We start from the raw sequence: 22943 nt of genomic DNA, 5'->3' as shown, positions 1-22943 counted from the left end.
CATGAATAATGAAAAAACAAGAAAACATAAATATTGCGGGAAAACAATATGATCCGTCTGATTATGAACGTACTGATTCTTTATCTTCCACGTTGGCGACAACGCACGAACAAGTGAGCGATGTGTATATGGAAGGGACAGTCGATGGGGTCATTGAGGATGTAAATGGAAAAGATATTCCCCTTTCTGGACAAAATGAGCAGTAAGCAAAGGCGTCAAGGTGTGAAAATCCTTGACGTTATTTCATCTTCTCGATTTATAATAAAAGTTGTACATCGTCACCAGGGAGAGAGACAAAAGTGTGGTTGGCTGCTTCTGTATTCACCGCTGTTTGTTTCGGCATTAACAATACGTTGTTGAAGTGGAGCACGCGTCATTCGATGTCGAAACAACATATTCAGTTTTATTTTTATGTCGTTGCATTTTTTATCATGGCGTTGTATGGATGGATGACGAAATCGCTGCATCCTAGTGTGGCATCGATTATTCTCGGAGCGTTCATCGGGATTTGCAACGCAACGGGAAACATTCAAATGTCCAGGGCGTTTGAAAAAGGTCCAGCTAGCTTAACGGCACCGCTCATTGCGGTGAATGCGATTTTTCCTGTGCTGGCGGCTGGAATGGTATTTGGCGAACACATTCCACTCCTGCATTGGATTGGCGTTTTATGCATGTTATGTTCTGCTGCCATTATCCAATACACTCCGAAGGCGAAAGGAAATTATGAATACATACCTTGGCTGATCCATATCGGCATGGCGATTGTTTCGTTTGGAGCGGTTGGGGTTTTGATGAAGTGGTGTTCTGTTATCGGCATCGGTTCATTGGATTTGCTGACTGCTATGTATGGCGGTGGAGGGATGTATTTATTTTGGAACTGTCGCAACACAATGATACAAAAGCGGGAGTTGCGCCTTGGGACAGCGGTGGCGCTATTTAGCGTCATCGGATTTAGCTGTTACCTTTATGCGCTGAACCAAGGTGTTGCTTCTATCGTATTTCCGATTGTTAGTTTAAACTGTTTAGTCGTAGTAGTGCTTGGTTGTTACTTATTTAAGGAAAAATTGAAATCATACCAGCTTATTGGAATTATTACTGCGTTATTCGGATTGATTTTGACAAAATTGTAGGAGAAAGAGGAAAGAAAAACAGTTCGTACTCAGCTTCCTTCCCGTCCATACTAATACTGATTTTTAACATCATAATTAAGGAGGCTGATGATCGTGAAATGGCAAAGGGCGCTTCTTTCACTGCTGAAGGAACGAAAAGATCATTCCATTGCCTTGGCGATTGATACATCCAATCGTCCGTCACGCCCGATTTTAATTCAAAACATTGTTAAGCTGTTTGAAAAAGTAAGACCGGATACATTGTTAGTACAGGCCGATTTTAAAATTCGTGACGTGTCTCCTGTCGGAATGGCGGCTATTAAATATTTTAAACATGGAAAATCGTCATATACGGAAGTATTGGAATGGGCAAAAGAACAAAAAATCGATACGCTTTTTTACATTACCGATGTAACCGGATATTTTTACGAAGAATTGGAAGTGGATTACGAAGTGTTTTGGATTGTTCCCGATGATTATACGCCGCGTGTGCCGTTTGGCAAACCAATCCGTGTGGCGTAAGCGGACAGAAAGAGGCTGTCGCAAAAGGTCGTTAAACCGACCTTTTGGGGACAGCCTCTTTTGCATTACAGCGGTTTCGTTGGTGTCGGTTCCGCGTAGCCTTCTTTATATTTCTCGTCAATCATTTTCCGTATTTCTTTGATCGATTTGCCTTGGTCATATTCCGTAATCGCTTCTTTTGCGATTTCAAGGCATACACCACATTTTGTTCCGTGATCATCCCAAACGATGGAGCCATCTTTTTTCGTTTCATGAACGAAACAATCGTAGTTATTTTTATGACCCGCCACTTCTCCGCAGCCGCAGTAGCAAGGAATATGCTCGAGCAAGTCTTTATGCTTGGCGGCTTGCTGATACAAAACAGCCATGTCTTCTTCAAAATTGCTTAAAAAGGTTGGAAGATGGTCGATCGATTTTGTCGTTTCGCGGATATCCCCGGAATTGGTTGTATATGTCATGGAATGGTCATGCTTTGTTTCGCTTGCTTTGTCATCGGAGCAAGCGCCCATGATGATGCCAAATGAAAGCAGACACGCTGCCATAATGGCGGTGCGCTTCATGCCATCGTCATCCTTTCTATAATAAACTTGTACTTTCAATCTAACATAGTGCAGCGGAAGCGGCAACGTTTTTCTGCCGACAGCGCTGTTGATGGAGGCTGCTTGCACAAAAAGCTGCCCTGCGTACGCAGGGCAGCTTTATTGCATTCATTGTTGTTGCAAGAAATGTTTTTCGATGTCGTCGAGCATTAAATGGGCAGCGAGCACACCGCCTGCCGTGTTCCAAATCGTGTCGCTTACTTTGTACACTTTTCCTTGTTTTGCGACGTTTAAGCTTTTAAAGAGCGGATCGTTAATCCATTCTTTTTCTAGTTTGCTTGCTTCTCCGTCTCCTGTTTCATAGGTGAAGTAGAAGAGGATATCGCCGTCCATCGCCGGGATGCGTTCTTTCGTTACACCCATTTCGGCAAAGTCGTTGACATTTTGCGATTCCGGACGGGAAAATCCTAGCTGATCTAAAATGACACCGGAGAAGGAGTCTTTATGATAAATGCGGACATCTCCTGCCATAAAGCGAACGATGGATACTTTCATTTTCAATTTATCGCCTAATTTTGCTTTTAAGTCTTCAATACGCTTGTCATATTCAGCGATGACTTCTTTTCCTTTTTCTTCTTTATTCACAGCTTTGGCATAGAGCATAAAATTATCTTTCCAGTTGCCGCGAAGCGTTTCGGAAAAAACAGTCGGGGCAATGGCTTTTAGCTGTTCGTAAATTTTTTCATGGCGCAGTTTATTGCCGATAATTAAATCCGGTTTTAATGCCGCGATCGCTTCTAGGTTTGGTTCTGCTTCCGTTCCAAGCTCCTTGACGTCTTCCATTTTGTCTTTAATGTGATCGTACCATGGGTTGCCTGTCCATGATTTGACCGCGCCGACCGGTTTGACGCCTAACGCCAATAGCGCTTCGGTTCCTTCATTCGTTAAAATGACGACGCGCTCCGGTGTTCCTTTTATTTCTGTGGTGTCCATGGCGTGTTCAATGGTATAGGTTGTTTCTGTTTGTTTTTTATTGCTGTTCGTTTGTTTTGGATCTGCCTCCTCATTTTTGCCGCAGCCGCCGAGAATGGCAAGAAGAGAGAGAACGGCGGCAATGAGAAAAGAGAGTTTAGATTTGAACATTATGTATCCCCCTTTAATTTATTTGATAATGATTTTCATTTATACCGAAAATAATAAATGATGTCGATAATCATTGTCAATAAAAAATATGGGTGAAAATAAAATAAAAAACCATTGACGTTGAGAGTCATTATCAAATAGACTTATCGATAGAGATAGATAATATATAAGGGAGATTTACGATGTTAGCCACAAACCAGAAGAAATCGATTGGCTTGTTCCTCCTATGCTTGTTGTTGCTTGCAACCATTTGGATGAGCATCATTTACGGATATACCGATACAAGTTGGAAAAATGCGATAGAGGCATTTACAAACAATAACGGTTCGAATGCCCATATCATTATTGAAACGGTCCGTCTGCCGCGGGCGCTGATTGCTGCGGCGGTAGGAGCGAGTTTAGCAATGGCGGGAGCGCTCATGCAGGCGCTGACGAAAAATCCGCTTGCTTCTCCGGGAATTTTCGGCATTAATGCAGGTGCTGGCTTTTTTATCGTTCTATTTGTGACCTTTTTCCAAGTACATTCGCTGCAAGTATTTACATGGCTCGCTTTTAGCGGTGCCGCCCTGGCAGCGGCAATCGTGTTCATCATTAGCGCTGTTGGAAAAGATGGAGCAACCCCCTTGAAATTAACGCTTGCCGGCACGGCGGTCGCCGCCTTGTTTGCTTCATTAACACAAGGAATGTTAGCGGCGAATGAAAAGGCGCTTGAAGAAGTCTTATTTTGGTTGGCTGGTTCGGTAGCCGGACGGAAGCTGGAAATGTTAACAGCCGTTCTTCCATACTTTATCGTTGGCTGGATTGGTTCGCTGCTGTTTGCGCAAAAGGTGAACATTTTAATGATGGGAGATGATGTGGCGAAAGGTTTAGGACAGCGCACGAATGCGGTGAAAGCAGGAGCAGCGCTTCTTGTCGTGCTGCTTGCCGGAAGTTCGGTTGCTGTTGCCGGACCGATCGGGTTTATCGGCATCATCGTTCCTCATATTGCGCGTGCGCTAGTTGGCGTGGACCATCGCTGGGTATTGCCGTACTGTGCCTTGATCGGAGCGATTTTATTAATTGCGGCCGATATCGGGGCCCGCTATATTTTAATGCCGCGCGAAGTCCCGGTCGGAATAGTGACAGCGTTTCTCGGCGTTCCGTTTTTTGTTTATATTGCCCGTAGGGGGATTTTAGCGAAATGAAGAAGTATACATCGTTGCGAATTGGGAAGTCGATCTCGTTTTTAGTCGACAAAAAAGCGATAACTATTAGTTTGATACTATTAGCTGTTAATGTGGTTATATTTCTTGTCAGCATTGGAAGCGGCGAAATGTATATTTCCCCGTTGGAAATAGCGAAGACGTTGTTTGGAAATGGTTCGGATATGAACGAAGTCGTGATTTATACGTTTCGCTTGCCGCGGATTCTTGTCGCACTGTTGGCGGGAATGTTGCTTGCGGCGGCGGGAGCGATCTTGCAAGGGATGATTCGCAATCCGCTCGCCTCGCCAGACGTGCTCGGCATTACGGGCGGGGCCGCGGCAGCGGTCGTTGCGTTTTTGACGTTGTTTAGCGATGAAAACCATTCCTTGACTATTAGTATTCATTGGCTGCCGTTCGCCGCTTTTCTTGGTGCAACAATAACGGCGCTTCTTGTCTATGTCCTTTCATGGAAAAATGGAATGGCACCGCTAAGGCTTGTATTAATTGGGGTTGGAATATCGGCACTCATGCAGGCATGCACAACGTTATTGATGATTACCGGACCGATTTATCGGGCGAGTCAGGCGAACGTTTGGATTACCGGAAGCGTCTATGGCGCTTCGTGGAAACATGTTACACTGCTTGCACCATGGGCATTGATCTTATTAGCAATCAGTTTTTTATCAGTACGGAAGATGAACATTCAAGAATTAGGCGATGAATTGGCAATCGGCGCGGGAGTTTCCCTGCAAAAGCAGCGTTTTTTCCTTCTATTACTAAGCACTGCCTTAACTGGAGGAGCGGTCGCTTTCGCGGGAGGCATTGGCTTTGTCGGGTTGATGGCGCCGCATATGGCGAGAAGGCTTGTTGGTTCCTCATTTGGAGCGCTTCTTCCGGCCTCCGCGCTATTAGGAGCTATTTTCGTGATGGCCGCTGATCTTGCTGGGCGCATGTTGTTTGCGCCGATGGAAATTCCAGCCGGGGTGTTTACTGCGGCAGTTGGGGCGCCGTATTTTGTTTACTTATTATATAAAAGCCGATAATAAAAGGGGTGGAAGAACATGAACGCCTTACAAGCAAAGGAGCTAACGTTATCATATGGAAACACGATCATTATTGATGAATTAGATTTAATGATTCCAAAAGGAGAAATTACCGTATTTATCGGGGGAAATGGCTGCGGGAAATCGACGTTATTGCGCGCTTTGGCACGGCTTTTGAAACCGGCGGGCGGTGCGGTTTTGCTAGAAGGAAAGGAAATCGCGAAATTGCCGACAAAAGAGGTGGCGAAAAAGTTAGCGATTTTGCCGCAGTCGCCAACGGCTCCGGAAGGATTGACCGTGCTGCAGCTTGTTAAGCAAGGGAGATATCCGTACCAAACGTGGCTGAAACAATGGAGCGAAGAAGATGAAAAAGCGGTGCGGCGTGCGCTCGAAGCAACGAGGATGACAGAATTAGCGGAGCGTCCGGTCGATTCGCTTTCAGGGGGACAGCGGCAGCGGGCTTGGATTGCGATGACGCTGGCGCAGGATACGGACATTATTTTATTGGACGAACCGACGACGTATTTGGATATGATGCACCAAATTGAAATTCTTGATTTATTGTTTGAGTTAAACGAGAAGGAAAAGCGCACGATTGTCATGGTGCTTCACGACTTAAACTTGGCTTGCCGCTACGCTCACCATATTGTGGCGATTCGCGATAAAAAAATATATGCGCAAGGAAAACCGGAAGAAATCATTTCCTGTCAATTGGTGAAAGACGTATTTCAAATGGATTGTCAAGTGACATATGATCCGCTATTTGGAACTCCACTTTGCATTCCATATGGAAAAGGAAGATGCATTCTACAGAAAGAAGGCGTTTCATCATGATTCTTTCCGCGGAGGAAATAAAGGTATTAGAAACATATCGGATTTCAACCGTTCAAACCAATTCGCCGCTATCGATTCGCTTGGATCGTCTGTCTGAGGATAGCGTGCTCATCGATTATGTAGCAAAAGTGCGCGACAGGCTTGGCGCTGCCAATGACGCTGTCGCGGCATCGATGTTGATCAAACGATATAGCTTCCTTGTCGCGATGTCGCTTTATGCGATGTCCGTTTGGAATAAACGGCTTGTGCTGTCACCAGAGCGGATTTGGATGGAAACGGACGATCATGATGATAGGTGGCTGCCGACTTTTCGTTTTGAGGAGCCCAAGACAGAAATATGCACGGGCTGTCGTGATCAATGGCGGGAAGAGACGGTGAGACAGCTATTTGCGGTGCACCTTTTCCCGCTGATAGAAAAATTGCGGAAAATCACAAAAATATCTGCCCATATATTATGGGAGAATATCGCGATTTACATTTATTGGCTGTATGAAACGCTTATGAATGATGAAACCCTTGCCCATGTCCACGAACAGCTTTGCGATGATTTTCATTATCTCGTTCACGACGCAGATGGAGCGTTATTCGGCACTCCTCGACAAAATCCGTTAAAACGATTTTGGAAAGGAAACGCTCATCCGAGACAGCGGTCAACATGTTGCCTTTATTACCAAACAGATGGAGGAACACATTGTCAGACATGTCCTTGTATAGCTAGTCAGCGCTGTCAGGCGATCAGCTGATAACCTGATGAAGCAACATCGCAAAAGCGGTGTTGTTTCTTTTTTTTCAAGAAATTTTCGCGAATTTTGTTGATTTTTGTATATGTTTTCGTAAAAATGAAAGTATACAAGGCAGCTTTTCTTAAAAACTATCATTGAGAGGTAATTGCTTCATGACAGGTAAGTATGCTGCTTTTTTCCATCATTTTACCGAGGCAGTCGCGATTTTAAATACAGAAGGATATGTCATTTATACGAATCCTGCGTTTCAAGCACTGTTAGGTACAAATGGCAGCGGCGCGGTACGACACGCCCATTTTGAAACCATTGCTGAGATGGAAACCATCGTAGTAGAACCGTTATTGCAATCGGTTAGAAACGGGAAATCCATACATAATGTAGAATGGACGATTAAAAAAGCGGATGACCGTATCGTTCCAGTGAGTGCTGTTTTTTCGCCGATTGTAAATGAACAAGGAGAAATCGATTCGATTTTGTGCGTATGCCGCGATGTGACGAAGGAAAAGAAACTAGAACGAGCATTGGAAGAAAGCAAACAACATTTTCAACTCATCGCTGAACATTCTACGGATTATATTCTTATTTTTTCCAATAAACGTGAGCTATTATACATACCATCATCTCTTGAGAAAGTAGGCACGGCAATTCACCAATATTCGTATGAAGATATCTTACAATTTGTGCATCCTGATGATTTGCCGAACATTGTGAGGAAGTTTGATGAGCTATATCGTACATATGACACTCAAATCGCTGAATTTCGCAAGCGCGATAACGAAGGAAAATGGATATGGATGGAAGCGCAAGGGAAAGCGATTGTGAATGAACAAAATGAACTTGATTATGTGATTGTGACGGTGAAAAACATTGGCGAACGGAAAAAATACGAGGAAAAGTTACGGCAGCTTGCCTACTTTGATTCGTTAACAGGCATTGCGAACCGCAGCTATTTTGAGAGATACATAAAGCAGCTGATCGAAAGCCAAACCGATTTTGCGTTATGTTATTTGGATTTTGATAAATTTAAATGGATTAACGATCACTTTTCCCATCAAGCTGGCGACTATTTTTTGCAGGAAGCGGTAAGAAGGGTGCAAAGCGTGCTGCGCTCCGAAGATTTTTTTGCGCGCATTGGCGGAGATGAATTTGTGCTTTTGCTTCCGAACATAGCAAAAGAAGAAGTGACGAAACTCGCCGATGAGCTTGTTCAAACGTTCCATAAGCCGTTTTATTATGAAAAACAGCTTATTCAGTCTACGCTATCGATGGGAATTGCTTTTTTCCCAAAAGATAGCGACCGAATCGAGCAAGTCATGAAATACGCCGATCAAGCTCTATATAATGTGAAAAAAAGAGGAAAAAATGGTTATGAGTTTTATCGTCCGACGCAAAATCGGAAAGCGATCATTGAACAAGATTTGCCGTTTGCGATTTTGCGTGAGCAATTTTATTTATGCTACCAGCCGAAAATTAAGCTTGACAGCGGTGCAACGATGGGAGTGGAAACACTGTTGCGTTGGCGCCACCCATCGCTTGGAGAAATTCCACCGCTCGACTTTATTCCACTTGCCGAACAGAGCGGATTCATTTTTGAAATTACGTTATGGGTGCTTGAACATTCGTGCCGCCAAGTGAAAGAATGGCAGACGCAATTCCCTGGGCTGAAATTAGCTGTCAACTTATCGCCGTTTTTATTAAATCGAACGGAATTGGTTCAGCATATTGTCCATATTTTACGGGATACGCATTTTGCGCCAGAGCATTTAATTTTGGAAGTGACAGAAAGCGGCTTGATGGAAAACTTTGAAACGGGCAAGCATATTTTAACTCAGTTAAAAAATATCGGCGTGCAAGTAGCCATTGATGATTTCGGCACAGGATTTTCTTCGTTGGCGTACATTCGGAATCTGCCGGTGTCTTTATTAAAAATTGACCGCAGCTTTATTCAAGGAATTGCGGAGAACTCGAAAGATGCAACGATTGTCGATACGATTATTCATTTAGCGAAAAGCTTGGATATTCAAGTATTGGCGGAAGGCGTCGAGACGTATCATCAAGTAGCGCTTCTCCAACAGATGGATTGCGACTTTGCCCAAGGGTTTTACTTTAGCAAGTCGTTAGAAGCCGAGAAGTTGCAAAAATGGCTAGAAGAGTATATGGTATTTGATTCTCATCCCTTCTAATGAATACATTAGAAGGGATTTCCTATTATTTCCGTCCGTTTTTCATTATAAATGTCGCACACTAATAGTAACAAACGGCGATGGGGGAGTTCCATGATTCAAGAGTTTTTACCGCTTAATCAACCGATGAAAGAGCAAATAATTCGTTCACTGCGCGACATTACGGAGGAGGCGGAAGCACTCCGCCAATCGTTAATGATGGATGAGTGCTGTATATTGTCGCGTTTAGAAACATTGCAAAAGCATATCTTGGATGTACAAACAGCGGCCGCTTCTTTTTATTTGCATTCTTATTTAGCGGAATATACGCCGCATTATGACGATTTGTCCCTTGCGGCAAAACATTTGGCGGAACGCCGTCATGGTGCTCTCATCGTTATTGAGCGAAAGGATTCGCTGGATCATTTATTGCATCATGGTGTTCCTATTGGGGCAAAGGTTTCACATACGTTGTTAGAAACGATTTTTTATCCAGGCAATCCGCTTCATGATGGGGGAGCGTTAATCCGTTATGACGAAATTGTATCGGCAGGCAATATTTTGCCGCTTGCCGAGCATGTGACACCGAAGCGGAAATTAGGTACCCGCCATCGCGCCGCAATTGGGTTAACAGAGCGAAGTGATGCGCTTGTAATCGTCGTCTCCGAAGAAACCGGCGCCATCTCGTTTGCTATTAACGGACGATTATACGTACTCCGTCGATGAGAGGAGGGAGAAAGATGGAATTTGCGCCAAGAAGCGTGATTATCCATGAGTTTATTGACACGCTGCAGCCGTTGATGGATGTTTATCATTTGGACCAAGTCGGCATTTTCGAAGAAGAAGGCGCAGGAAACAAGTATTACATCGGCTATACGATCAACAAAGATGATAAAATGATTGTCCTTCATATGCCATTTGTCAAAAATGAACGCGGTGAGCTGGCATTGGAAAAACAAGAATGGACGATACGGAAAGATGGGCGGGAACAAAAAGGATATCAATTTCTGCAAGAAGCGATGGACGAAATTACTGATAGACGATAACGAAGACGATTGATGCCCTCAGGCAAGATCGTCTTTTTTCGTGAAGCAAAAAGGAAAACAAAGCGATCATCGAGAAGTAAAAATGGATGGCGCATGATGAAATAGAAAGGAAAGGAAGGCATGATTCAGGAAATAAACATAGAGGCAGACGAATGGGCGGAAGCGGTGCTGCGCCTTCAATTGCGTTCTTACGCTGTCGAGGCGCGGCTGATCGGATTTCCCGACCTTCCGCCATTGCAAGATACAGTCGCAACGTTGCAGCAGTGCGGTGAACGGTTTTATGGATATATGAAGCAAAAACAGCTGGCAGGAGCGATTTCCTATGAGCGGGCAGAAAAGACCGTGCACATTTGCCGCTTGATGGTGGATCCCGGCTTTTTCCGGCAAGGGATCGCCAGCTCCTTGATTGAGTTTGTCTGTCATCAAGAACGGAATGCGAACGAAATCATCGTTATGACAGGAAGCGCGAATATACCTGCGCTTCGTCTATATGAACGTCACGGTTTCCGCGAAGTCGAACAAATGAGGATGCCAGAAGGGATATGGATGACCAAACTCGTAAAGTGGCTGAACTGATATGAGGAAAATCATCGCGCTTGGAGGCGGCAGATTTTCTATGAAGCTGGAAAATCCGCTGTTAGATTGGTATATTTGGAGACAAGCAAAAAAGAAAATCCAAAAATTTAGCTGCCAGCTCTAAAACCAATGCGAAAGCATACCGTGTGCGCAAAACGAACAAGGAGTAGAAGAAATATATCGAAATGGGAACGATGTATTTAGGAGAAGGAGAACTAGTATGAGTGAGTATTTGATAGTGAAAAAACAAAAACTGGAGCCGGCGGTGGAACAATAAGAGACAACAGGAATGGGGGAACGAGAATGGCAACGTTATATTTAACAAGACATGGAGAAACACGATGGAACGTTGAAAAGCGGATGCAAGGGTGGCAAGATTCGCCGCTTACGGAAAAGGGGCGGCAAGACGCAATGCGGCTTGGAAAACGGCTGGAAGCAGTCGATTTGACCGCGATTTACGCCAGCACAAGCGGACGAGCGCTCGAAACCGCCCAGCTGATTCGCGGCGAGCGGCTGATTCCGATTTATACCGAAGAACAGCTGCGGGAGATTCACCTTGGCGACTGGGAAGGAAAGACCCATGAGGAAATCAAAGAATTGGATCCTATTATGTTCGACCACTTTTGGAATCATCCGCATTTATACACACCACGGCGCGGCGAGCGGTTCATCGATGTCCAAAACCGAGCGTTTGCCGCCATTGAGCGAATCATCAAACGCCACCCTGAAGGAAACATTTTAATTGTTACGCATGGGGTGGTGTTAAAGACGGTTATCGCTCGTTTCAAAAACACGCCGTTAAAAGAGCTTTGGGCTCCTCCGTATATGTATGGAACCAGCGTTACGACCGTGCGGGTAAACGATGGGAAGTTTGAATTGATTACTGAAGGTGATGTGTCGCATTTGGAAGAAGTAAGGGAAGTATGATTGACCATATCCCGCTCCTTTGTTTTCGAAAAGGAGCGGGTGTATGGTTAAATGCAGCGAAAAGACATTTTTTATCCAGCAAAATGTAATTGGAAGCGTAGTTTCCTCAGGAATAAGCAATATATTTGTTTCCGAATTGGTTCATTTATTAGGCACGATGGAAGATTATATGGAAAAAATGATTCTTTCTCTTAAACAATTAATGGCTTCTTCAGCGTTTAAAATGACCGATTGGAAACAAAACGGCCTATTTTCTGTAATTAAATTGCTTTTGAATGGTAAATTTCGTTCATTGGCCTCGACGGCAAAGAAATATATTGAGGTCAGCAAAAAAGGTGGGCGTTTACTTGATCCAATCTGGACAGATTTAGCTGAAAATTTTGTTACGTTCAAACGTTTTCTGCATTTTCTATGCGATCACGACGTGTGGAAAATACATAATTCATCATCTAACCCACGAGTATTTACATATTTTATGTAGTTATTACGTCGGAAACTGATTGAATGGAAGCGATTATCGTATTTAACGGCGAGGGGAAATTTGACAGGACGATGGGTAAACTAACTTGATTAATAGAAAACCATAAAGTTACAATCACACACAAAAATCCCCGTTCCCTCTAAACAAGGAAACGGGGATTTTTCATACAAAGCCAAACCATTTGGCAAGTTGCGCGGTGAAAAACGTGACAGCAATAGCGATGCTTGTCGGAAGCGCAAAAGCGACAAACGTCCATTTTTTGCTTTTCGTTTCTTTGTAAATATTAACGAGCGTGGTGCCACACGGATAATGAAGCAAGGAAAACAGCATCATATTGAGCGCGGTCAGCCATGTCCAGCCGTGGTCGACGAAAATTTGTTTGAGTGAGTGCAGACCATCGACTTCCGTCAAGGAACCAGTCGATAAATACCCCATTAATAAAATCGGCAAGACGATTTCATTGGCGGGCAATCCTAAAATAAACGCCATTAAAATATAGCCATCAAGCCCAAGTGCTCGCGCGAATGGATCGAGCCAATCAGCGATATAGGCGAGGACGGTCGTATCCCCGATATGAATGTTTCCTAGTATCCATGTTAATACTCCAGCTGGAGCGGCAACCACAATGGCTCGCTTTAGCACATAAATGGATTTGTCTAATGTGGCGCGAACAATCGTATCCCATATTTTCGGGCGCCGATACGGCGGCAGTTCTAATGTGTAATGGGTCGGGATGCCGCGCAATGCCGTTTTTGACAGCACCCATGAAACCGTCAGCGTGACGACGATGCCAAACAGCACCATCGCGACGACGACACTAGCGGTGACGAATGTTTTCCATCCGCCAGTGTAGCCTGCCGCCATAAATAAGGAAGACAGCAAGATCAATGTCGGCCACCGTCCATTGCAAGGGACGAAGCTGTTCGTCAAAATCGCCAGCATTCGTTCACGCGGCGACTCGATGATGCGCGTTGACATAATAGCCGCGGCGTTGCATCCGAATCCCATCGCCATCGTGAGCGATTGTTTTCCGTGCGCTCCCGCTTTTTTAAACAAGCGATCCATATTGAAAGCGACACGCGGGAGATATCCATAGTTTTCTAGCAATGCAAAAATTGGAAAGAAAATCGCCATCGGCGGAAGCATCACGCTGACGACCCAAGCAGTGCCTCGATATAACCCTAACACAAGCAATCCGTGCAGCCAGTCAGGGGCGTGCAGCGCTTGAAAGAAAAGGGTAAGATATCCTTCAAGCCATCCGAAAAAGCTTGCCAGCATGCCAGATGGAATATTCGCGCCGGCAATCGTTATATAAATAACGACCGCAAGCATCGCAAGCATGATCGGAAATCCCCATAATTTTGAAGTAAAAATGCGGTCTAGCTTTTCCGTTTCGTATTGTTTTGCTTGATTCGTATAGGTAACCGTTTCATTGCAAATCGCTTGGGAGGTGCGAAAAATAGCCGATACGATTTGTTCGCGCGTATCCGCAGGCGCCAGTGCTCGCGCTTCATTCATCAGCTCTTCAAACGGACTTTGCGGTATCGTGGCATGCATATATAGACACCTCCTTTACGGATGGAAGCGGTTGTTGTTGGAGAGCCTGAAGCAAAGACATATCTCCGTCAAGCAATCGAAGCGCGACCCAGCGGGCAGGGTACGCATCGCCAATAACCTCTTTCACGCGTGGAATGAGCTTTTCGATGCATTGTTCAATTTCTGGACTGTACCGGACGGCAATCGGGTTTGTTTTGATTTTTCCGCGCACCATCGAATCGATTGTCTTTAATAACGTGTCGATTCCTTCTTTATTGCGCGCGGAAATCGGAACGACCGGCACTCCTAATGTTGCCGCTAGTTTCTCGGTATCGATGCGGATTCCTTTCTTTTTCGCTTCGTCCATTAGGTTCACACAGACGATGACGCTGCTTGTCATCTCCAACACTTGCAAAGCAAGATTTAAATTTCGTTCCAAAGCGGTAGCATCGAGTACCACTATCGTAACATCGGGTTTTTCAAAAATAATAAAATCTCGCGCCACTTCTTCATCCGCCGAATTCGAATAAAGCGAATAGGTTCCAGGCAAATCGATCATTTTATAGCGGTTGTTATTGTACGTAAAAAATCCTTCCGCATGAACGACCGTTTTTCCCGGCCAATTTCCGGTATGCTGTCGCAATCCGGTCAAAACGTTAAACAATGTGCTTTTTCCTGTGTTCGGATTTCCCGCAAGTGCGATTGTATATTCATTTGTGGACATCGCGTATCCTCTCCCCATAAATATGGTCACTTTCTTCTTTCCGCAATGCAATCGTTGTGTTGCTGACACGATATGCGGTTGGGTCTCCCAGTGGGCTTTTTTGCAGAACGCTTATTTCGCATCCTGGGACAAATCCTAAGTCAAGCAATCTTCGTTTCATTGTTCCATCTTGTATGTCAAGCTTCACAATACGGAAACGTTCTCCTTCTTCTGCCTCGGATAAACGTTGCAATTTTACTGAAGGCATAATAGTTTCCTCCTTATCAATAAATTGCGTTAAGGTTATAATTTTGCACCAAACCAAATTTTATTTTTTATTTTATTCCGCCTTCTTTGTTTTGTCAATCATTTTGTTTTTTGGTTTTACGACGAATTTTTTCATTATCTTCACACAGTTCGTTTTCTGCTTTTGTATTCTCAATAATAGTAAAAGATGATATTATATAAATAGTCTAAATTTTCAATCGAAAATAGGTGGGAGAGGGGTGAATTCTGCGTTTTTTGCGCAGATGAATATGAAAGCGATTACGGATGGGGCGGTATTATGGACGCCGACAGAGGAACATATTCAACGATCGAATATTAAGCGCTATATGAATTGGTTAAAGGAAAAAAAGGGTCTGTCATTTGAAACACATCGACAATTATGGAATTGGTCCGTTGAACAGCTAGAAGAATTTTGGGAATCGGTGTGGGAGTATTGCGAGGTGAAATCGGCGACTCCTTACCGTTGCGTTTTGGAAGAACGGAAAATGCCGGGAGCAAAATGGTTTCCAGGCGCGACATTGAACTACGCGGAGCATGTATTTCGAAACGAGCGATCCGACCGCCCGGCACTTCTTTTCCGTTCCGAGCGCGTGCCTTATCGTGAAGTGACTTGGCAAGAGCTGAAAGAAAAAACGGCGGCTGTCGCAAGCGCGCTCAAAAAAATCGGCGTCAAACCGGGAGACCGAGTGGTGGCATATATGCCAAACATTCCGGAAACAGTCATCGCCTTTTTAGCGTGCGCCAGCATTGGGGCGATTTGGTCGAGCTGTTCTCCGGATTTTGGCGCAAACAGCGTTATTGACCGATTCCGGCAAATTGAACCGGTTGTGCTTTTCGCGATTGACGGATGCCAATATAACGGGAAAGAGTTTGATAAACGTCCGGTTGTCGACGAATTACGGGAAAAATTGCCGTCGCTCAAAAAAACGATTTTGCTTCCATATTTGCGGGAAGACGTACAAGCACCGGATGATTCGGTTCTATTATGGGATGAGATCATTCGGGAAAAAGCGGAACTTTCTTATGAATATGTTCCGTTTGACCATCCGCTTTGGATTTTATATTCCTCCGGTACGACAGGATTGCCGAAACCAATTGTTCAAGGGCATGGCGGCATTTTGCTCGAACATTTAAAGTCGCTCATGATTGAAGAAAACCTTACAAAAGAAAGCACGTTTTTCTGGTTTACGACAACGGGATGGATGATGTGGAATTTTCTCATCGGCGGATTGTTAGTCGGAGCGTTGGTCGTGCTTTATGACGGGAGTCCGACGTATCCGGATGGAAACGTGTTATGGGAGCTGGCGGAAAAGGCGCGCATTACCCATTTCGGAACAAGCGCAGCGTTTATTAACGTTTGTATGAAGCTTGGCATTAAGCCAAAAGAATTGTACGATTTTTCCGATTTACAAGCCGTTCTTTCAACAGGTTCGCCGCTGACGACGGAAGGATTTGCTTGGGTATACGAAAACGTGAAAGACGATATTTGCCTAGTTTCGTGCAGCGGCGGGACGGACGTATGCACCGCTTTCGTTGCCGGTTCGCCAATCTTGCCGGTTCGTGCGGGGATCATCCAATGCCGTTCGTTAGGGGCTAATGTACAAGCATTTGATGAAAATGGAAATCGCTTAATTAATGAAGTGGGAGAGCTAGTCATTACCGACCCAATGCCATCGATGCCGCTGTTTTTCTGGAATGATCCAAATTACGAGCGATATTTGGACAGCTATTTCGATACGTATCCAGGAATTTGGAAGCACGGGGATTGGATTAAAATCGACGAAGAAGGCGGCTGTGTCATTTACGGGCGTTCTGATTCGACGATTAATCGCGCCGGCGTCCGCATGGGAACGAGTGAAATTTACCGCGCTGTCGAATCACTCGATGAAGTGCTCGAAAGTTTGATCATCGATTTGGAAATAATGGGAAGAAAATCGTTTATGCCGTTGTTTGTCGTGCTTCAGCCAGGAGCGTCATTAGATGAGGAGCTAAAGGAGAAAATCAAAAACGAAATTCGCCAAAAAGTATCGCCGCGCTTTGTCCCAGATGAAATTTACCAAGTCGAGCAAATTCCAAAAACGTTAAACGGAAAGAAAATGGAAATTCCAATTCGCAAGCTGCTGCTCGGATTCCCGCTCGAAAAAGCGGTCAATCCTGGATCGATGGCGAATCCGGAGGCGCTACAGTTTTTTATTGAATTATCAAAGCAGTTAGCAAACAGTAAACAGGATAGTTTATCTAATCATTAATCGTATTTCGCAAAGGGCTGAGCCAAAGAGTTTTGGACCAGCCCCTTCTGTTTGGTTGGAAAAGTAGTTTAAGAGTTCTGGATTGTGTAAATAGAATGCTAGTTCATGTTGTTGGTTGACAGTTATAACGAAAATGATTATCATTTTTATTGGTTGTGGTTTTCATTATCTTTAGAGGGGGACAACGAGATGTTGACGAGAAAAAGAAGTATCGTATTCATGCTGATCCTGGTTCTCGTTCTCGCAATGATGAGCGCTTGCGGGAATCAGAAAGACAATACAGCATCGGAAAAGGAACCCAAGACAGAAGAGAATGCAACGAAAACATTTACGATGGCGAACGGAAAAAAAGTCGAAATTCCCGCTCATCCAAAACGGGTGGTAATGCCATATGAATTTTTAGGAAACGCGCTGGCGCTTGGGGTGAAACCAATTGGCGTCACGCAGGCAGTTATGGAGAACCCGTACATAAAAGAACAAGCAAAAGGGATTGAAAACGTCGGCAATCCGATTTCCCTAGAAAAAGTTGTTGAATTAAATCCAGATTTAATTATTGTATATTTAGAAGACCAATACAAACAGCTATCGAAAATCGCTCCGACTGTTTTCATTCCTTTTGGCCATTATAAAAACATCCAAGAAGAAATGCGGGTATTTGGCGAGCTTTTTGGCAAGCAAAAGGAAGCGGAGCAATGGATTCAACAATTTGATAAGAAGGCGGCAGCTGCCCGTGAAAAAATTAAAGGCGTCATCGGCGAAAATGAGACCGTTGGCATTTATAAACTGCAAGGAAAAGATTTTTACGCCATCGGCGACAATTTTGGCCATGCTGGTCAAATTATTTATAACGCTTTGCAGCTGACACCGCCAGAAAAAATTAAACAAGAAGTGATTCAAGGTCCGCAATGGAAATTGATTTCGCTAGAGGCGTTGCCTGACTATGCCGCTGATCACATGTTTTGGACGGTATATAAAATGGACGGAACCGAACAGGCGGAAAAAGAGCTGAAAAACAGCGCGATTTGGAAAAACTTAAATGCGGTGAAAAACCATCATGTTTACGAAATGAAGATCGAAGACATTTGGTTTTCTGATGCCATTTCACTTGAACATCAGCTCGACCTTGTTGTCGATACATTGCTTTCTGCAAATCAAAAGTAGGGTGGAATGATGGTAAGGAGAGGAAAGATGGAAATAGAGAAACATATAAAACGATCATCGCGTTCGTGGGCGGCAATATTGGTGCTAGTCGTTGGACTAAGCGCCATTCTTTTTAGCATCGCCCTGTCCATTTCGGTCGGTGCGGCGGATATCCGTTTAACGACAGTATGGGACGCAGTTTTTCATTACGATTCGCGGCAAACCGCCCATGCAATTATCCGCGATTTGCGCCTTCCTCGTTCCCTTGCGGATGTGCTTGTCGGAGCTAGTTTTGCGGTGGCGGGCGCCATCATGCAAGGAATGACGAGAAATCCGCTTGCTGATGCGGGGTTGTTAGGATTGAATGCCGGTTCGACATTGATGGTAGCGATTTGTTTTGCGTTTTTTCCTGGACTTTCTTATCAATCACTCATCATATGGTCGTTTTTCGGAGCGGCGGCGGCAGCCGGGATGGTGTATGGAGTCAGTGCGCTCTCAAGAGGCGGCGTTACTCCGATTCGCCTCGTGTTGGCGGGCGCGGCGGTAAGCGCATTGTTTACCTCGCTTAGTGAAGGAATCGCCATTCATTTTCAGCTTAGTCAAGAATTGGCGTTTTGGTATGCCGGCGGTGTCGCCGGGGTGAAGTGGAGCCAGCTGAAGCTTTTGGCGCCGTGGATTGTTGCGGCCTTAGTCGCAGCATTATTATTGTCTCGGTCCATTACTATATTGAGTTTCGGGGAGGAAGTTGCGACCGGATTAGGTCAGAAAACAAAGATCGTCAAACTAATGGGAGCGATGATCGTGCTTGTGCTTGCCGGCGGCGCAGTGTCCGCAGTCGGCCCAATCGGGTTTGTCGGTCTTGTCGTTCCGCATCTGGCCCGCTTTTTTGTTGGCGTCGATTATCGTTTGGTTATTCCATGTTCCGCGGTGCTCGGCAGTTTGTTGATGCTTTGGGCGGACATCGGTGCTAGAATGATTCATCCGCCATATGAAACGCCGATTGGCGTGTTGTTCGCTTTAATTGGTGTGCCGTTTTTCCTTTATGTCTCCCGCAAGCGGAAGGGGGAATTTGCATGAAACGCCGCGCTATTGTTATTACTGCCCTTTTTTTTCTTTTGCTTTTGTTGGTTATCATCAGTCTGAATACCGGAGCAAGCAAAATGTCTCCATTAGAAGTGGCAAAAACGCTTGCTGGCATGGGGACAGCGAAGCAGGAGTTAATTTTATTTGAATTTCGTCTTCCCCGCATGTTGATTGCGATACTAGCAGGGGCTGGGCTGGCGTTGTCCGGATGCATTATACAGACGATATCGCGCAATCCGCTTGCCGACCCTGGTCTTTTAGGCATTTCGACCGGAGCGGGTGTAATGGTCGTATTATATCTTTCGTTGTTTCCAACGGGTACGGATGCCCCTGCATTATTTCTTCCTTTTCTTGCTTTTATTGGAGGTGCGTTGGCGGCGGCGCTTGTGTTTGGCTTGTCCTATGAAAAACAAGAAGGGCTGCTTCCCGGACGTCTCGTTTTAACAGGAGTGGCGGTCGCCGCTGGATTAAGTGCGCTCATGACGGTGCTGTCGCTTCGGCTCAGCAGGGAACTGTATCAATTTGCGGCAGTTTGGCTGACGGGAAGCATTTGGGGAGCGGCATGGGAATATGTATGGGCGCTTTTGCCGTGGATTCTCGTGTTGTTTGCCTTCGTTTATTACAAAGCGCGCGTGCTTGACGCGTTATCATTTGACGAAGCCACCGCAACAGGACTCGGCGTTTCAGTGGCAAAAGAACAAATTCAATTATTGGCGGCAGCTGTCGCATTAGCGGCCGCTTCCGTATCCATCAGCGGAGGCATCGGTTTTATCGGGTTAATTGCCCCACATTTGGCACGAAGATTAATCGGCGTACATCATGTCTATGTACTGCCGGCGTCCGCATTGCTTGGCGCTTGTTTGCTGCTGGGGGCGGATACGGTCGGACGAGCAATTTTGCAGCCATCGGAAATTCATGCAGGCATCGTTGTCGCCATCATTGGGGCGCCATATTTTTTATATGTATTGGCGCGTTCTGCACGTTAAAGGCAGGCTTCAAAACGAAGCCTGCTTTTTTGTTTGCGTATTTCTAATTGCTTAATATATATAAAAATAATGTAAGGACAAAACTTCTTGGCATCAGTTGGAGGAAAAAACGATGATTCACGTTAAGCATTTACATAAATCATTTCGCGTGCATGTCCGGCAAGCGGGCTGGCTGGAGTCGGTCCGCAGCTTGTGGAACCGCAAATATCGGATTGTAGAAGCGGTCAAAGATATTTCGTTTACGATTCAAAAAGGAGAGATTGTTGGGTTTCTAGGTCCGAATGGGGCGGGAAAGACGACGACGATGAAAATGCTCGCGGGACTCCTTCACCCTACATCGGGAGAAATTACGGTTGGCGGCTTTGTGCCATTTGAACAAAAAGCGGAATTTAAAAAGATGATGAGTTTAGTGATGGGGCAAAAAAGTCAGCTTATTTGGGATATCCCGCCGATGGAAACATTTTTGGTGAACAAAGCGATTTATGAGATTGACGATCGAACATTTCGGCAAACATTAGACGAATTAGTGGAATTGTTGGAGCTAGAGCCGCTGCTAGACAAACCGACGCGCAATTTGTCGCTCGGGCAACGGATGCGCTGTGAACTTGCGGCGGCGCTGCTGCATCGCCCGCAAGTATTGTTTTTAGACGAGCCGACCATTGGTCTTGATGTCCATACACAGGAAAAGGTGCGCCGTTTTATCGTTGATTACAATCGCGAGCATGAAACGACGATTTTGCTGACGTCGCATTATATGGGGGATGTGACGGCGCTGTGCGATCGCGTTATGATTATCAATTACGGAAAGCTGATTTATGATGGGGAGCTGACGGTGCTGACGGAGAAACTCGCTCCATACAAGCGGCTTGAAGTTCGCTTTGCCAAACTTCCTGACGTGCGCTGGGAAGATTACGGAGAGGTTGTGGAAATCGAAGACGGAAATGTGGCATTGCGGGTGGCGCGGGAAAAAGTGGCAGAAGTGTCGGCGCACTTTTTGCAGCATTTCCATGTGCATGATATTAACATTCAAGACCCGCCGATGGAAGAAGTAATTACGCGCGCGTTTCAGGAGGGATTGAATACATGATTCGTAAATACATTGCCCTTCTGCGCATGAAATATGTCGAAATGTTAGCCTATCGCCTCGCAACAATTGTTTGGATGACAGGAGCGATTGTCCAACCGCTCATTACGATGGTCGTCTGGATGAATATCGATCCGTCCCAATCGGACGCGTTCATTTTTTATTTTATGGCCGTTATTTTCGTAGAGCGCATGACGAGCGCGTGGGACGTTTGGGAACTCGACCATGAGATTCGCGATGGGACATTTTCCAACTATATTATTCGCCCGCTCCATCCGATTCATTGGGCCATTGCGGAAAACATCGTTTATAAAGTGTTGTTTCTCGTCATATTAGTGCCGATATGGACGGTGGCAGCGCTGTTTGTGCCCGCGCTTCGCTTTGACGTGACAGGCGGACAGGCGCTTCTGTTTTTGACGGCGGTGCTAGTTGGCGCGGCGCTTCGCTTTTTGCTCAGTTATGCTTGCGGCCTGCTTGGTTTTTGGATTACGAAAGTAACGGCAGTATATAGTTTGCTCGAAGTAATTTCTTTGTTTTTGTCAGGGCGGATTGCGCCATTGTCGATGCTGCCGCCGCTGTTGCAGCAATGGAGCGTCTTTTTGCCGTTTCGCTATATGATTGGCTTTCCGATTGACATTATTACAGGAGCGATAAATCAAAAAGAAATAATGACCGGTTTTTGGATTGCGTTCATTTGGGTTGTTTTGTTTATTATTGCCGTGCAATGGTTATGGAAAGCGGGATTAAAGAAAAATCAAGCGGTAGGTGGGTGAAAATGCGGAGATATGCGCGGATTTTTCGCGAATTTTTCCGAACGTGTTTCGTCGAAGAACTGGAATATCGAAGCGAGTTTCTCGGCAATTTGCTGTCCAGCTTTTTTGGAATAGGGATTGCGATTTTAACGGTAAATATCTTTTTTTACCAAACTGATCAATTAGCGGGCTGGACATATGCTGATGTGCTTGTCTTGCTCGGCGTCTTTAATACGCTCAGAGGGCTGATTGATTTTGCGCTTCGCCCGAATATGCCGCGCTTATTAGAACATGTCCGAAAAGGGACATTGGACTATATTTTGACAAAACCAGTCGACAGCATGTTTTATGTCAGCTTTCGTCATTTAGTGTTTTGGCGGCTGATTGATGTTTTGCTTGGTCTTGGAGTCATCGGCTACGGATTAGTAGAAAAGCATTATATTCCGTCACTAGTGGATGTGGCCGTTTTTATCATGACGATCGCTGCTTCATTTGTGTTAATTTATTCGTTATGGATGATGTTGATGACGACATCGTTTTGGGTCATCCGCATTGATGATTTATCGTTTATTTTTGATTCGTTTTTTGAAACAGCAAGATTTCCGATCGGCATGTACCGCGGCTGGGTGCGCATCGTGCTGACATATGTACTGCCTGCCGCAGTGATCACGAACATGCCTGCATTGTCGCTGTTAGGGAAGTGGAACATTGTTACCGCGCTGATATCCGTTGTGCTCGCTGGCGTCTTTTTATGGCTGTCGCGCCGTTTTTGGCGTTTTGCGCTTCGCTTTTATACGAGCGCGAGCAGTTAAG

26 protein-coding genes are annotated in these 22943 nt (G+C 45.1%); 21 read left to right on the top strand and 5 right to left on the bottom strand.

Annotated features, from left to right (window positions below; genetic code table 11):
* Nucleotides 1-8: 8 nt before the first annotated feature.
* From B9L23_RS12660 to B9L23_RS12650, 3 genes are all read left to right on the top strand, one after another.
* Nucleotides 9-206, top strand: a complete 198-nt coding sequence (locus tag B9L23_RS12660) for a YozQ family protein (RefSeq protein ID WP_081188904.1) — start codon at nucleotides 9-11, stop codon at nucleotides 204-206.
* A 93-nt stretch (nucleotides 207-299) separates the two neighbouring features.
* The gene (locus B9L23_RS12655; protein WP_089097786.1) at nucleotides 300-1130 is read left to right on the top strand and encodes a DMT family transporter; all 831 of its coding nucleotides are present in this window, start codon (nucleotides 300-302) and stop codon (nucleotides 1128-1130) included.
* Between the two features lie 93 nt (nucleotides 1131-1223).
* A complete protein-coding gene (locus tag B9L23_RS12650; RefSeq protein WP_062755294.1) occupies nucleotides 1224-1631 on the top strand; it encodes a VWA-like domain-containing protein in 408 nt (135 codons plus the stop codon).
* Between the two features lie 65 nt (nucleotides 1632-1696).
* Here the strand turns inward: B9L23_RS12650 and B9L23_RS12645 are convergent, their stop codons facing one another.
* Both B9L23_RS12645 and B9L23_RS12640 read right to left on the bottom strand, forming a co-directional pair.
* Entirely contained in the window at nucleotides 1697-2191 is a 495-nt protein-coding gene (locus B9L23_RS12645; RefSeq protein WP_089098326.1) for a PCYCGC domain-containing protein, read from the bottom strand.
* 147 nt (nucleotides 2192-2338) lie between these two features.
* Nucleotides 2339-3313: an ABC transporter substrate-binding protein gene (locus tag B9L23_RS12640; RefSeq protein ID WP_089097785.1), complete on the bottom strand. Its 975-nt coding sequence runs from the start codon at nucleotides 3311-3313 to the stop codon at nucleotides 2339-2341.
* Between the two features lie 182 nt (nucleotides 3314-3495).
* Between B9L23_RS12640 and B9L23_RS12635 the strand changes: the two genes are divergently transcribed.
* The 11 genes from B9L23_RS12635 to B9L23_RS20760 all read left to right on the top strand — a co-directional run bounded on the left by B9L23_RS12635 (nucleotide 3496) and on the right by B9L23_RS20760 (nucleotide 12309).
* On the top strand, nucleotides 3496-4497 hold the full coding sequence (locus B9L23_RS12635) for a FecCD family ABC transporter permease (protein ID WP_062755181.1): 1002 nt from the start codon (nucleotides 3496-3498) through the stop codon (nucleotides 4495-4497).
* A complete protein-coding gene (locus B9L23_RS12630; protein ID WP_089097784.1) occupies nucleotides 4494-5540 on the top strand; it encodes a FecCD family ABC transporter permease in 1047 nt (348 codons plus the stop codon). The genes B9L23_RS12635 and B9L23_RS12630 overlap by 4 nt, the downstream gene beginning before the upstream one ends.
* A gap of 18 nt (nucleotides 5541-5558) precedes the next feature.
* On the top strand, nucleotides 5559-6374 hold the full coding sequence (locus B9L23_RS12625; protein ID WP_089097783.1) for an ABC transporter ATP-binding protein: 816 nt from the start codon (nucleotides 5559-5561) through the stop codon (nucleotides 6372-6374).
* Entirely contained in the window at nucleotides 6371-7117 is a 747-nt protein-coding gene (locus B9L23_RS12620) for an IucA/IucC family C-terminal-domain containing protein (RefSeq protein WP_015864148.1), read from the top strand. Before B9L23_RS12625 ends, B9L23_RS12620 begins: the two co-directional genes overlap by 4 nt.
* Nucleotides 7118-7269: 152 nt before the next feature.
* Nucleotides 7270-9300 (top strand): EAL domain-containing protein, encoded by a 2031-nt coding sequence (locus B9L23_RS12615; RefSeq protein ID WP_089097782.1) that lies wholly within the window; start codon nucleotides 7270-7272, stop codon nucleotides 9298-9300.
* Nucleotides 9301-9393: 93 nt separating this feature from the next.
* Nucleotides 9394-10005: a sporulation-specific diadenylate cyclase CdaS gene (gene cdaS, locus B9L23_RS12610; protein ID WP_089097781.1), complete on the top strand. Its 612-nt coding sequence runs from the start codon at nucleotides 9394-9396 to the stop codon at nucleotides 10003-10005.
* Nucleotides 10006-10019: 14 nt separating this feature from the next.
* Nucleotides 10020-10325 carry a DUF5634 family protein gene (locus B9L23_RS12605; RefSeq protein ID WP_089097780.1) on the top strand — a complete coding sequence of 102 codons (306 nt, stop codon included), beginning with the start codon at nucleotides 10020-10022 and terminating at the stop codon, nucleotides 10323-10325.
* Nucleotides 10326-10445: 120 nt separating this feature from the next.
* Nucleotides 10446-10901, top strand: a complete 456-nt coding sequence (locus tag B9L23_RS12600) for a GNAT family N-acetyltransferase (RefSeq protein ID WP_089097779.1) — start codon at nucleotides 10446-10448, stop codon at nucleotides 10899-10901.
* A 1-nt stretch (nucleotide 10902) separates the two neighbouring features.
* Nucleotides 10903-11025, top strand: coding sequence for a hypothetical protein (locus B9L23_RS20105; RefSeq protein ID WP_375781771.1), 123 nt, complete (start codon nucleotides 10903-10905; stop codon nucleotides 11023-11025).
* A gap of 179 nt (nucleotides 11026-11204) precedes the next feature.
* On the top strand, nucleotides 11205-11828 hold the full coding sequence (locus B9L23_RS12595; protein ID WP_089097778.1) for a histidine phosphatase family protein: 624 nt from the start codon (nucleotides 11205-11207) through the stop codon (nucleotides 11826-11828).
* Between the two features lie 169 nt (nucleotides 11829-11997).
* Nucleotides 11998-12309, top strand: coding sequence for a hypothetical protein (locus B9L23_RS20760; protein WP_211278814.1), 312 nt, complete (start codon nucleotides 11998-12000; stop codon nucleotides 12307-12309).
* A 162-nt stretch (nucleotides 12310-12471) separates the two neighbouring features.
* Here B9L23_RS20760 and B9L23_RS12585 read toward each other — a convergent pair whose 3' ends face one another.
* Genes B9L23_RS12585 through B9L23_RS12575 form a run of 3 tightly spaced genes read right to left on the bottom strand, consistent with a single transcriptional unit; the run spans nucleotide 12472 to nucleotide 14816 of the window.
* Nucleotides 12472-13827: a ferrous iron transporter B gene (locus tag B9L23_RS12585; RefSeq protein ID WP_169712588.1), complete on the bottom strand. Its 1356-nt coding sequence runs from the start codon at nucleotides 13825-13827 to the stop codon at nucleotides 12472-12474.
* 7 nt (nucleotides 13828-13834) lie between these two features.
* Entirely contained in the window at nucleotides 13835-14569 is a 735-nt protein-coding gene (locus tag B9L23_RS12580; protein ID WP_062677948.1) for a FeoB small GTPase domain-containing protein, read from the bottom strand.
* Complete coding sequence (locus B9L23_RS12575) at nucleotides 14556-14816, bottom strand: FeoA family protein (protein ID WP_062677947.1); 261 nt, start codon at nucleotides 14814-14816, stop codon at nucleotides 14556-14558. The genes B9L23_RS12580 and B9L23_RS12575 overlap by 14 nt, the downstream gene beginning before the upstream one ends.
* Nucleotides 14817-15084: 268 nt before the next feature.
* Here B9L23_RS12575 and B9L23_RS12570 point away from each other — a divergent pair, with 268 nt between their 5' ends.
* The 7 genes from B9L23_RS12570 to B9L23_RS12540 all read left to right on the top strand — a co-directional run bounded on the left by B9L23_RS12570 (nucleotide 15085) and on the right by B9L23_RS12540 (nucleotide 22942).
* Entirely contained in the window at nucleotides 15085-17085 is a 2001-nt protein-coding gene (locus tag B9L23_RS12570; RefSeq protein ID WP_089098325.1) for an acetoacetate--CoA ligase, read from the top strand.
* Between the two features lie 189 nt (nucleotides 17086-17274).
* Nucleotides 17275-18246 carry an iron-hydroxamate ABC transporter substrate-binding protein gene (locus tag B9L23_RS12565; RefSeq protein ID WP_089097776.1) on the top strand — a complete coding sequence of 324 codons (972 nt, stop codon included), beginning with the start codon at nucleotides 17275-17277 and terminating at the stop codon, nucleotides 18244-18246.
* A 27-nt stretch (nucleotides 18247-18273) separates the two neighbouring features.
* Nucleotides 18274-19302: a FecCD family ABC transporter permease gene (locus B9L23_RS12560; protein WP_041269689.1), complete on the top strand. Its 1029-nt coding sequence runs from the start codon at nucleotides 18274-18276 to the stop codon at nucleotides 19300-19302.
* The gene (locus B9L23_RS12555; protein WP_081188895.1) at nucleotides 19299-20294 is read left to right on the top strand and encodes a FecCD family ABC transporter permease; all 996 of its coding nucleotides are present in this window, start codon (nucleotides 19299-19301) and stop codon (nucleotides 20292-20294) included. Before B9L23_RS12560 ends, B9L23_RS12555 begins: the two co-directional genes overlap by 4 nt.
* Before the next feature lie 112 nt (nucleotides 20295-20406).
* The gene (locus B9L23_RS12550; protein ID WP_089097775.1) at nucleotides 20407-21381 is read left to right on the top strand and encodes an ABC transporter ATP-binding protein; all 975 of its coding nucleotides are present in this window, start codon (nucleotides 20407-20409) and stop codon (nucleotides 21379-21381) included.
* Nucleotides 21378-22151: an ABC transporter permease gene (locus B9L23_RS12545; RefSeq protein WP_089097774.1), complete on the top strand. Its 774-nt coding sequence runs from the start codon at nucleotides 21378-21380 to the stop codon at nucleotides 22149-22151. The genes B9L23_RS12550 and B9L23_RS12545 overlap by 4 nt, the downstream gene beginning before the upstream one ends.
* Before the next feature lie 2 nt (nucleotides 22152-22153).
* Nucleotides 22154-22942, top strand: a complete 789-nt coding sequence (locus B9L23_RS12540; protein ID WP_015864129.1) for an ABC transporter permease — start codon at nucleotides 22154-22156, stop codon at nucleotides 22940-22942.
* Nucleotide 22943: the final 1 nt, after the last annotated feature.

Source organism: Parageobacillus galactosidasius (genome assembly GCF_002217735.1).
Taxonomy (GTDB): domain Bacteria; phylum Bacillota; class Bacilli; order Bacillales; family Anoxybacillaceae; genus Parageobacillus_B; species Parageobacillus_B toebii.
Note: the sequence above shows the minus strand (reverse complement) of the source record. Positions and strands in the feature narration are given on the sequence as shown.

Bases quoted from the DNA above. Each gene is read 5' to 3' on its own strand.
- B9L23_RS12555 (WP_081188895.1), top strand. From the start codon at position 19,299: ATGAAACGCCGCGCTATTGTTATTACTGCCCTTTTTTTTCTTTTGCTT.
- B9L23_RS12635 (WP_062755181.1), top strand. From the start codon at position 3,496: ATGTTAGCCACAAACCAGAAGAAATCGATTGGCTTGTTCCTCCTATGC.
- B9L23_RS20105 (WP_375781771.1), top strand. From the start codon at position 10,903: ATGAGGAAAATCATCGCGCTTGGAGGCGGCAGATTTTCTATGAAGCTG.
- B9L23_RS20760 (WP_211278814.1), top strand. From the start codon at position 11,998: ATGGAAAAAATGATTCTTTCTCTTAAACAATTAATGGCTTCTTCAGCG.
- B9L23_RS12540 (WP_015864129.1), top strand. From the start codon at position 22,154: ATGCGGAGATATGCGCGGATTTTTCGCGAATTTTTCCGAACGTGTTTC.
- B9L23_RS12570 (WP_089098325.1), top strand. From the start codon at position 15,085: ATGAAAGCGATTACGGATGGGGCGGTATTATGGACGCCGACAGAGGAA.
- B9L23_RS12645 (WP_089098326.1), bottom strand. From the start codon at position 2,191: ATGAAGCGCACCGCCATTATGGCAGCGTGTCTGCTTTCATTTGGCATC.
- B9L23_RS12630 (WP_089097784.1), top strand. From the start codon at position 4,494: ATGAAGAAGTATACATCGTTGCGAATTGGGAAGTCGATCTCGTTTTTA.
- cdaS (WP_089097781.1), top strand. From the start codon at position 9,394: ATGATTCAAGAGTTTTTACCGCTTAATCAACCGATGAAAGAGCAAATA.
- B9L23_RS12580 (WP_062677948.1), bottom strand. From the start codon at position 14,569: ATGTCCACAAATGAATATACAATCGCACTTGCGGGAAATCCGAACACA.
- B9L23_RS12660 (WP_081188904.1), top strand. From the start codon at position 9: ATGAAAAAACAAGAAAACATAAATATTGCGGGAAAACAATATGATCCG.
- B9L23_RS12575 (WP_062677947.1), bottom strand. From the start codon at position 14,816: ATGCCTTCAGTAAAATTGCAACGTTTATCCGAGGCAGAAGAAGGAGAA.
- B9L23_RS12605 (WP_089097780.1), top strand. From the start codon at position 10,020: ATGGAATTTGCGCCAAGAAGCGTGATTATCCATGAGTTTATTGACACG.
- B9L23_RS12625 (WP_089097783.1), top strand. From the start codon at position 5,559: ATGAACGCCTTACAAGCAAAGGAGCTAACGTTATCATATGGAAACACG.
- B9L23_RS12560 (WP_041269689.1), top strand. From the start codon at position 18,274: ATGGAAATAGAGAAACATATAAAACGATCATCGCGTTCGTGGGCGGCA.
- B9L23_RS12595 (WP_089097778.1), top strand. From the start codon at position 11,205: ATGGCAACGTTATATTTAACAAGACATGGAGAAACACGATGGAACGTT.
- B9L23_RS12620 (WP_015864148.1), top strand. From the start codon at position 6,371: ATGATTCTTTCCGCGGAGGAAATAAAGGTATTAGAAACATATCGGATT.
- B9L23_RS12565 (WP_089097776.1), top strand. From the start codon at position 17,275: ATGTTGACGAGAAAAAGAAGTATCGTATTCATGCTGATCCTGGTTCTC.
- B9L23_RS12615 (WP_089097782.1), top strand. From the start codon at position 7,270: ATGACAGGTAAGTATGCTGCTTTTTTCCATCATTTTACCGAGGCAGTC.
- B9L23_RS12585 (WP_169712588.1), bottom strand. From the start codon at position 13,827: ATGAATGAAGCGCGAGCACTGGCGCCTGCGGATACGCGCGAACAAATC.
- B9L23_RS12600 (WP_089097779.1), top strand. From the start codon at position 10,446: ATGATTCAGGAAATAAACATAGAGGCAGACGAATGGGCGGAAGCGGTG.
- B9L23_RS12640 (WP_089097785.1), bottom strand. From the start codon at position 3,313: ATGTTCAAATCTAAACTCTCTTTTCTCATTGCCGCCGTTCTCTCTCTT.
- B9L23_RS12550 (WP_089097775.1), top strand. From the start codon at position 20,407: ATGATTCACGTTAAGCATTTACATAAATCATTTCGCGTGCATGTCCGG.
- B9L23_RS12545 (WP_089097774.1), top strand. From the start codon at position 21,378: ATGATTCGTAAATACATTGCCCTTCTGCGCATGAAATATGTCGAAATG.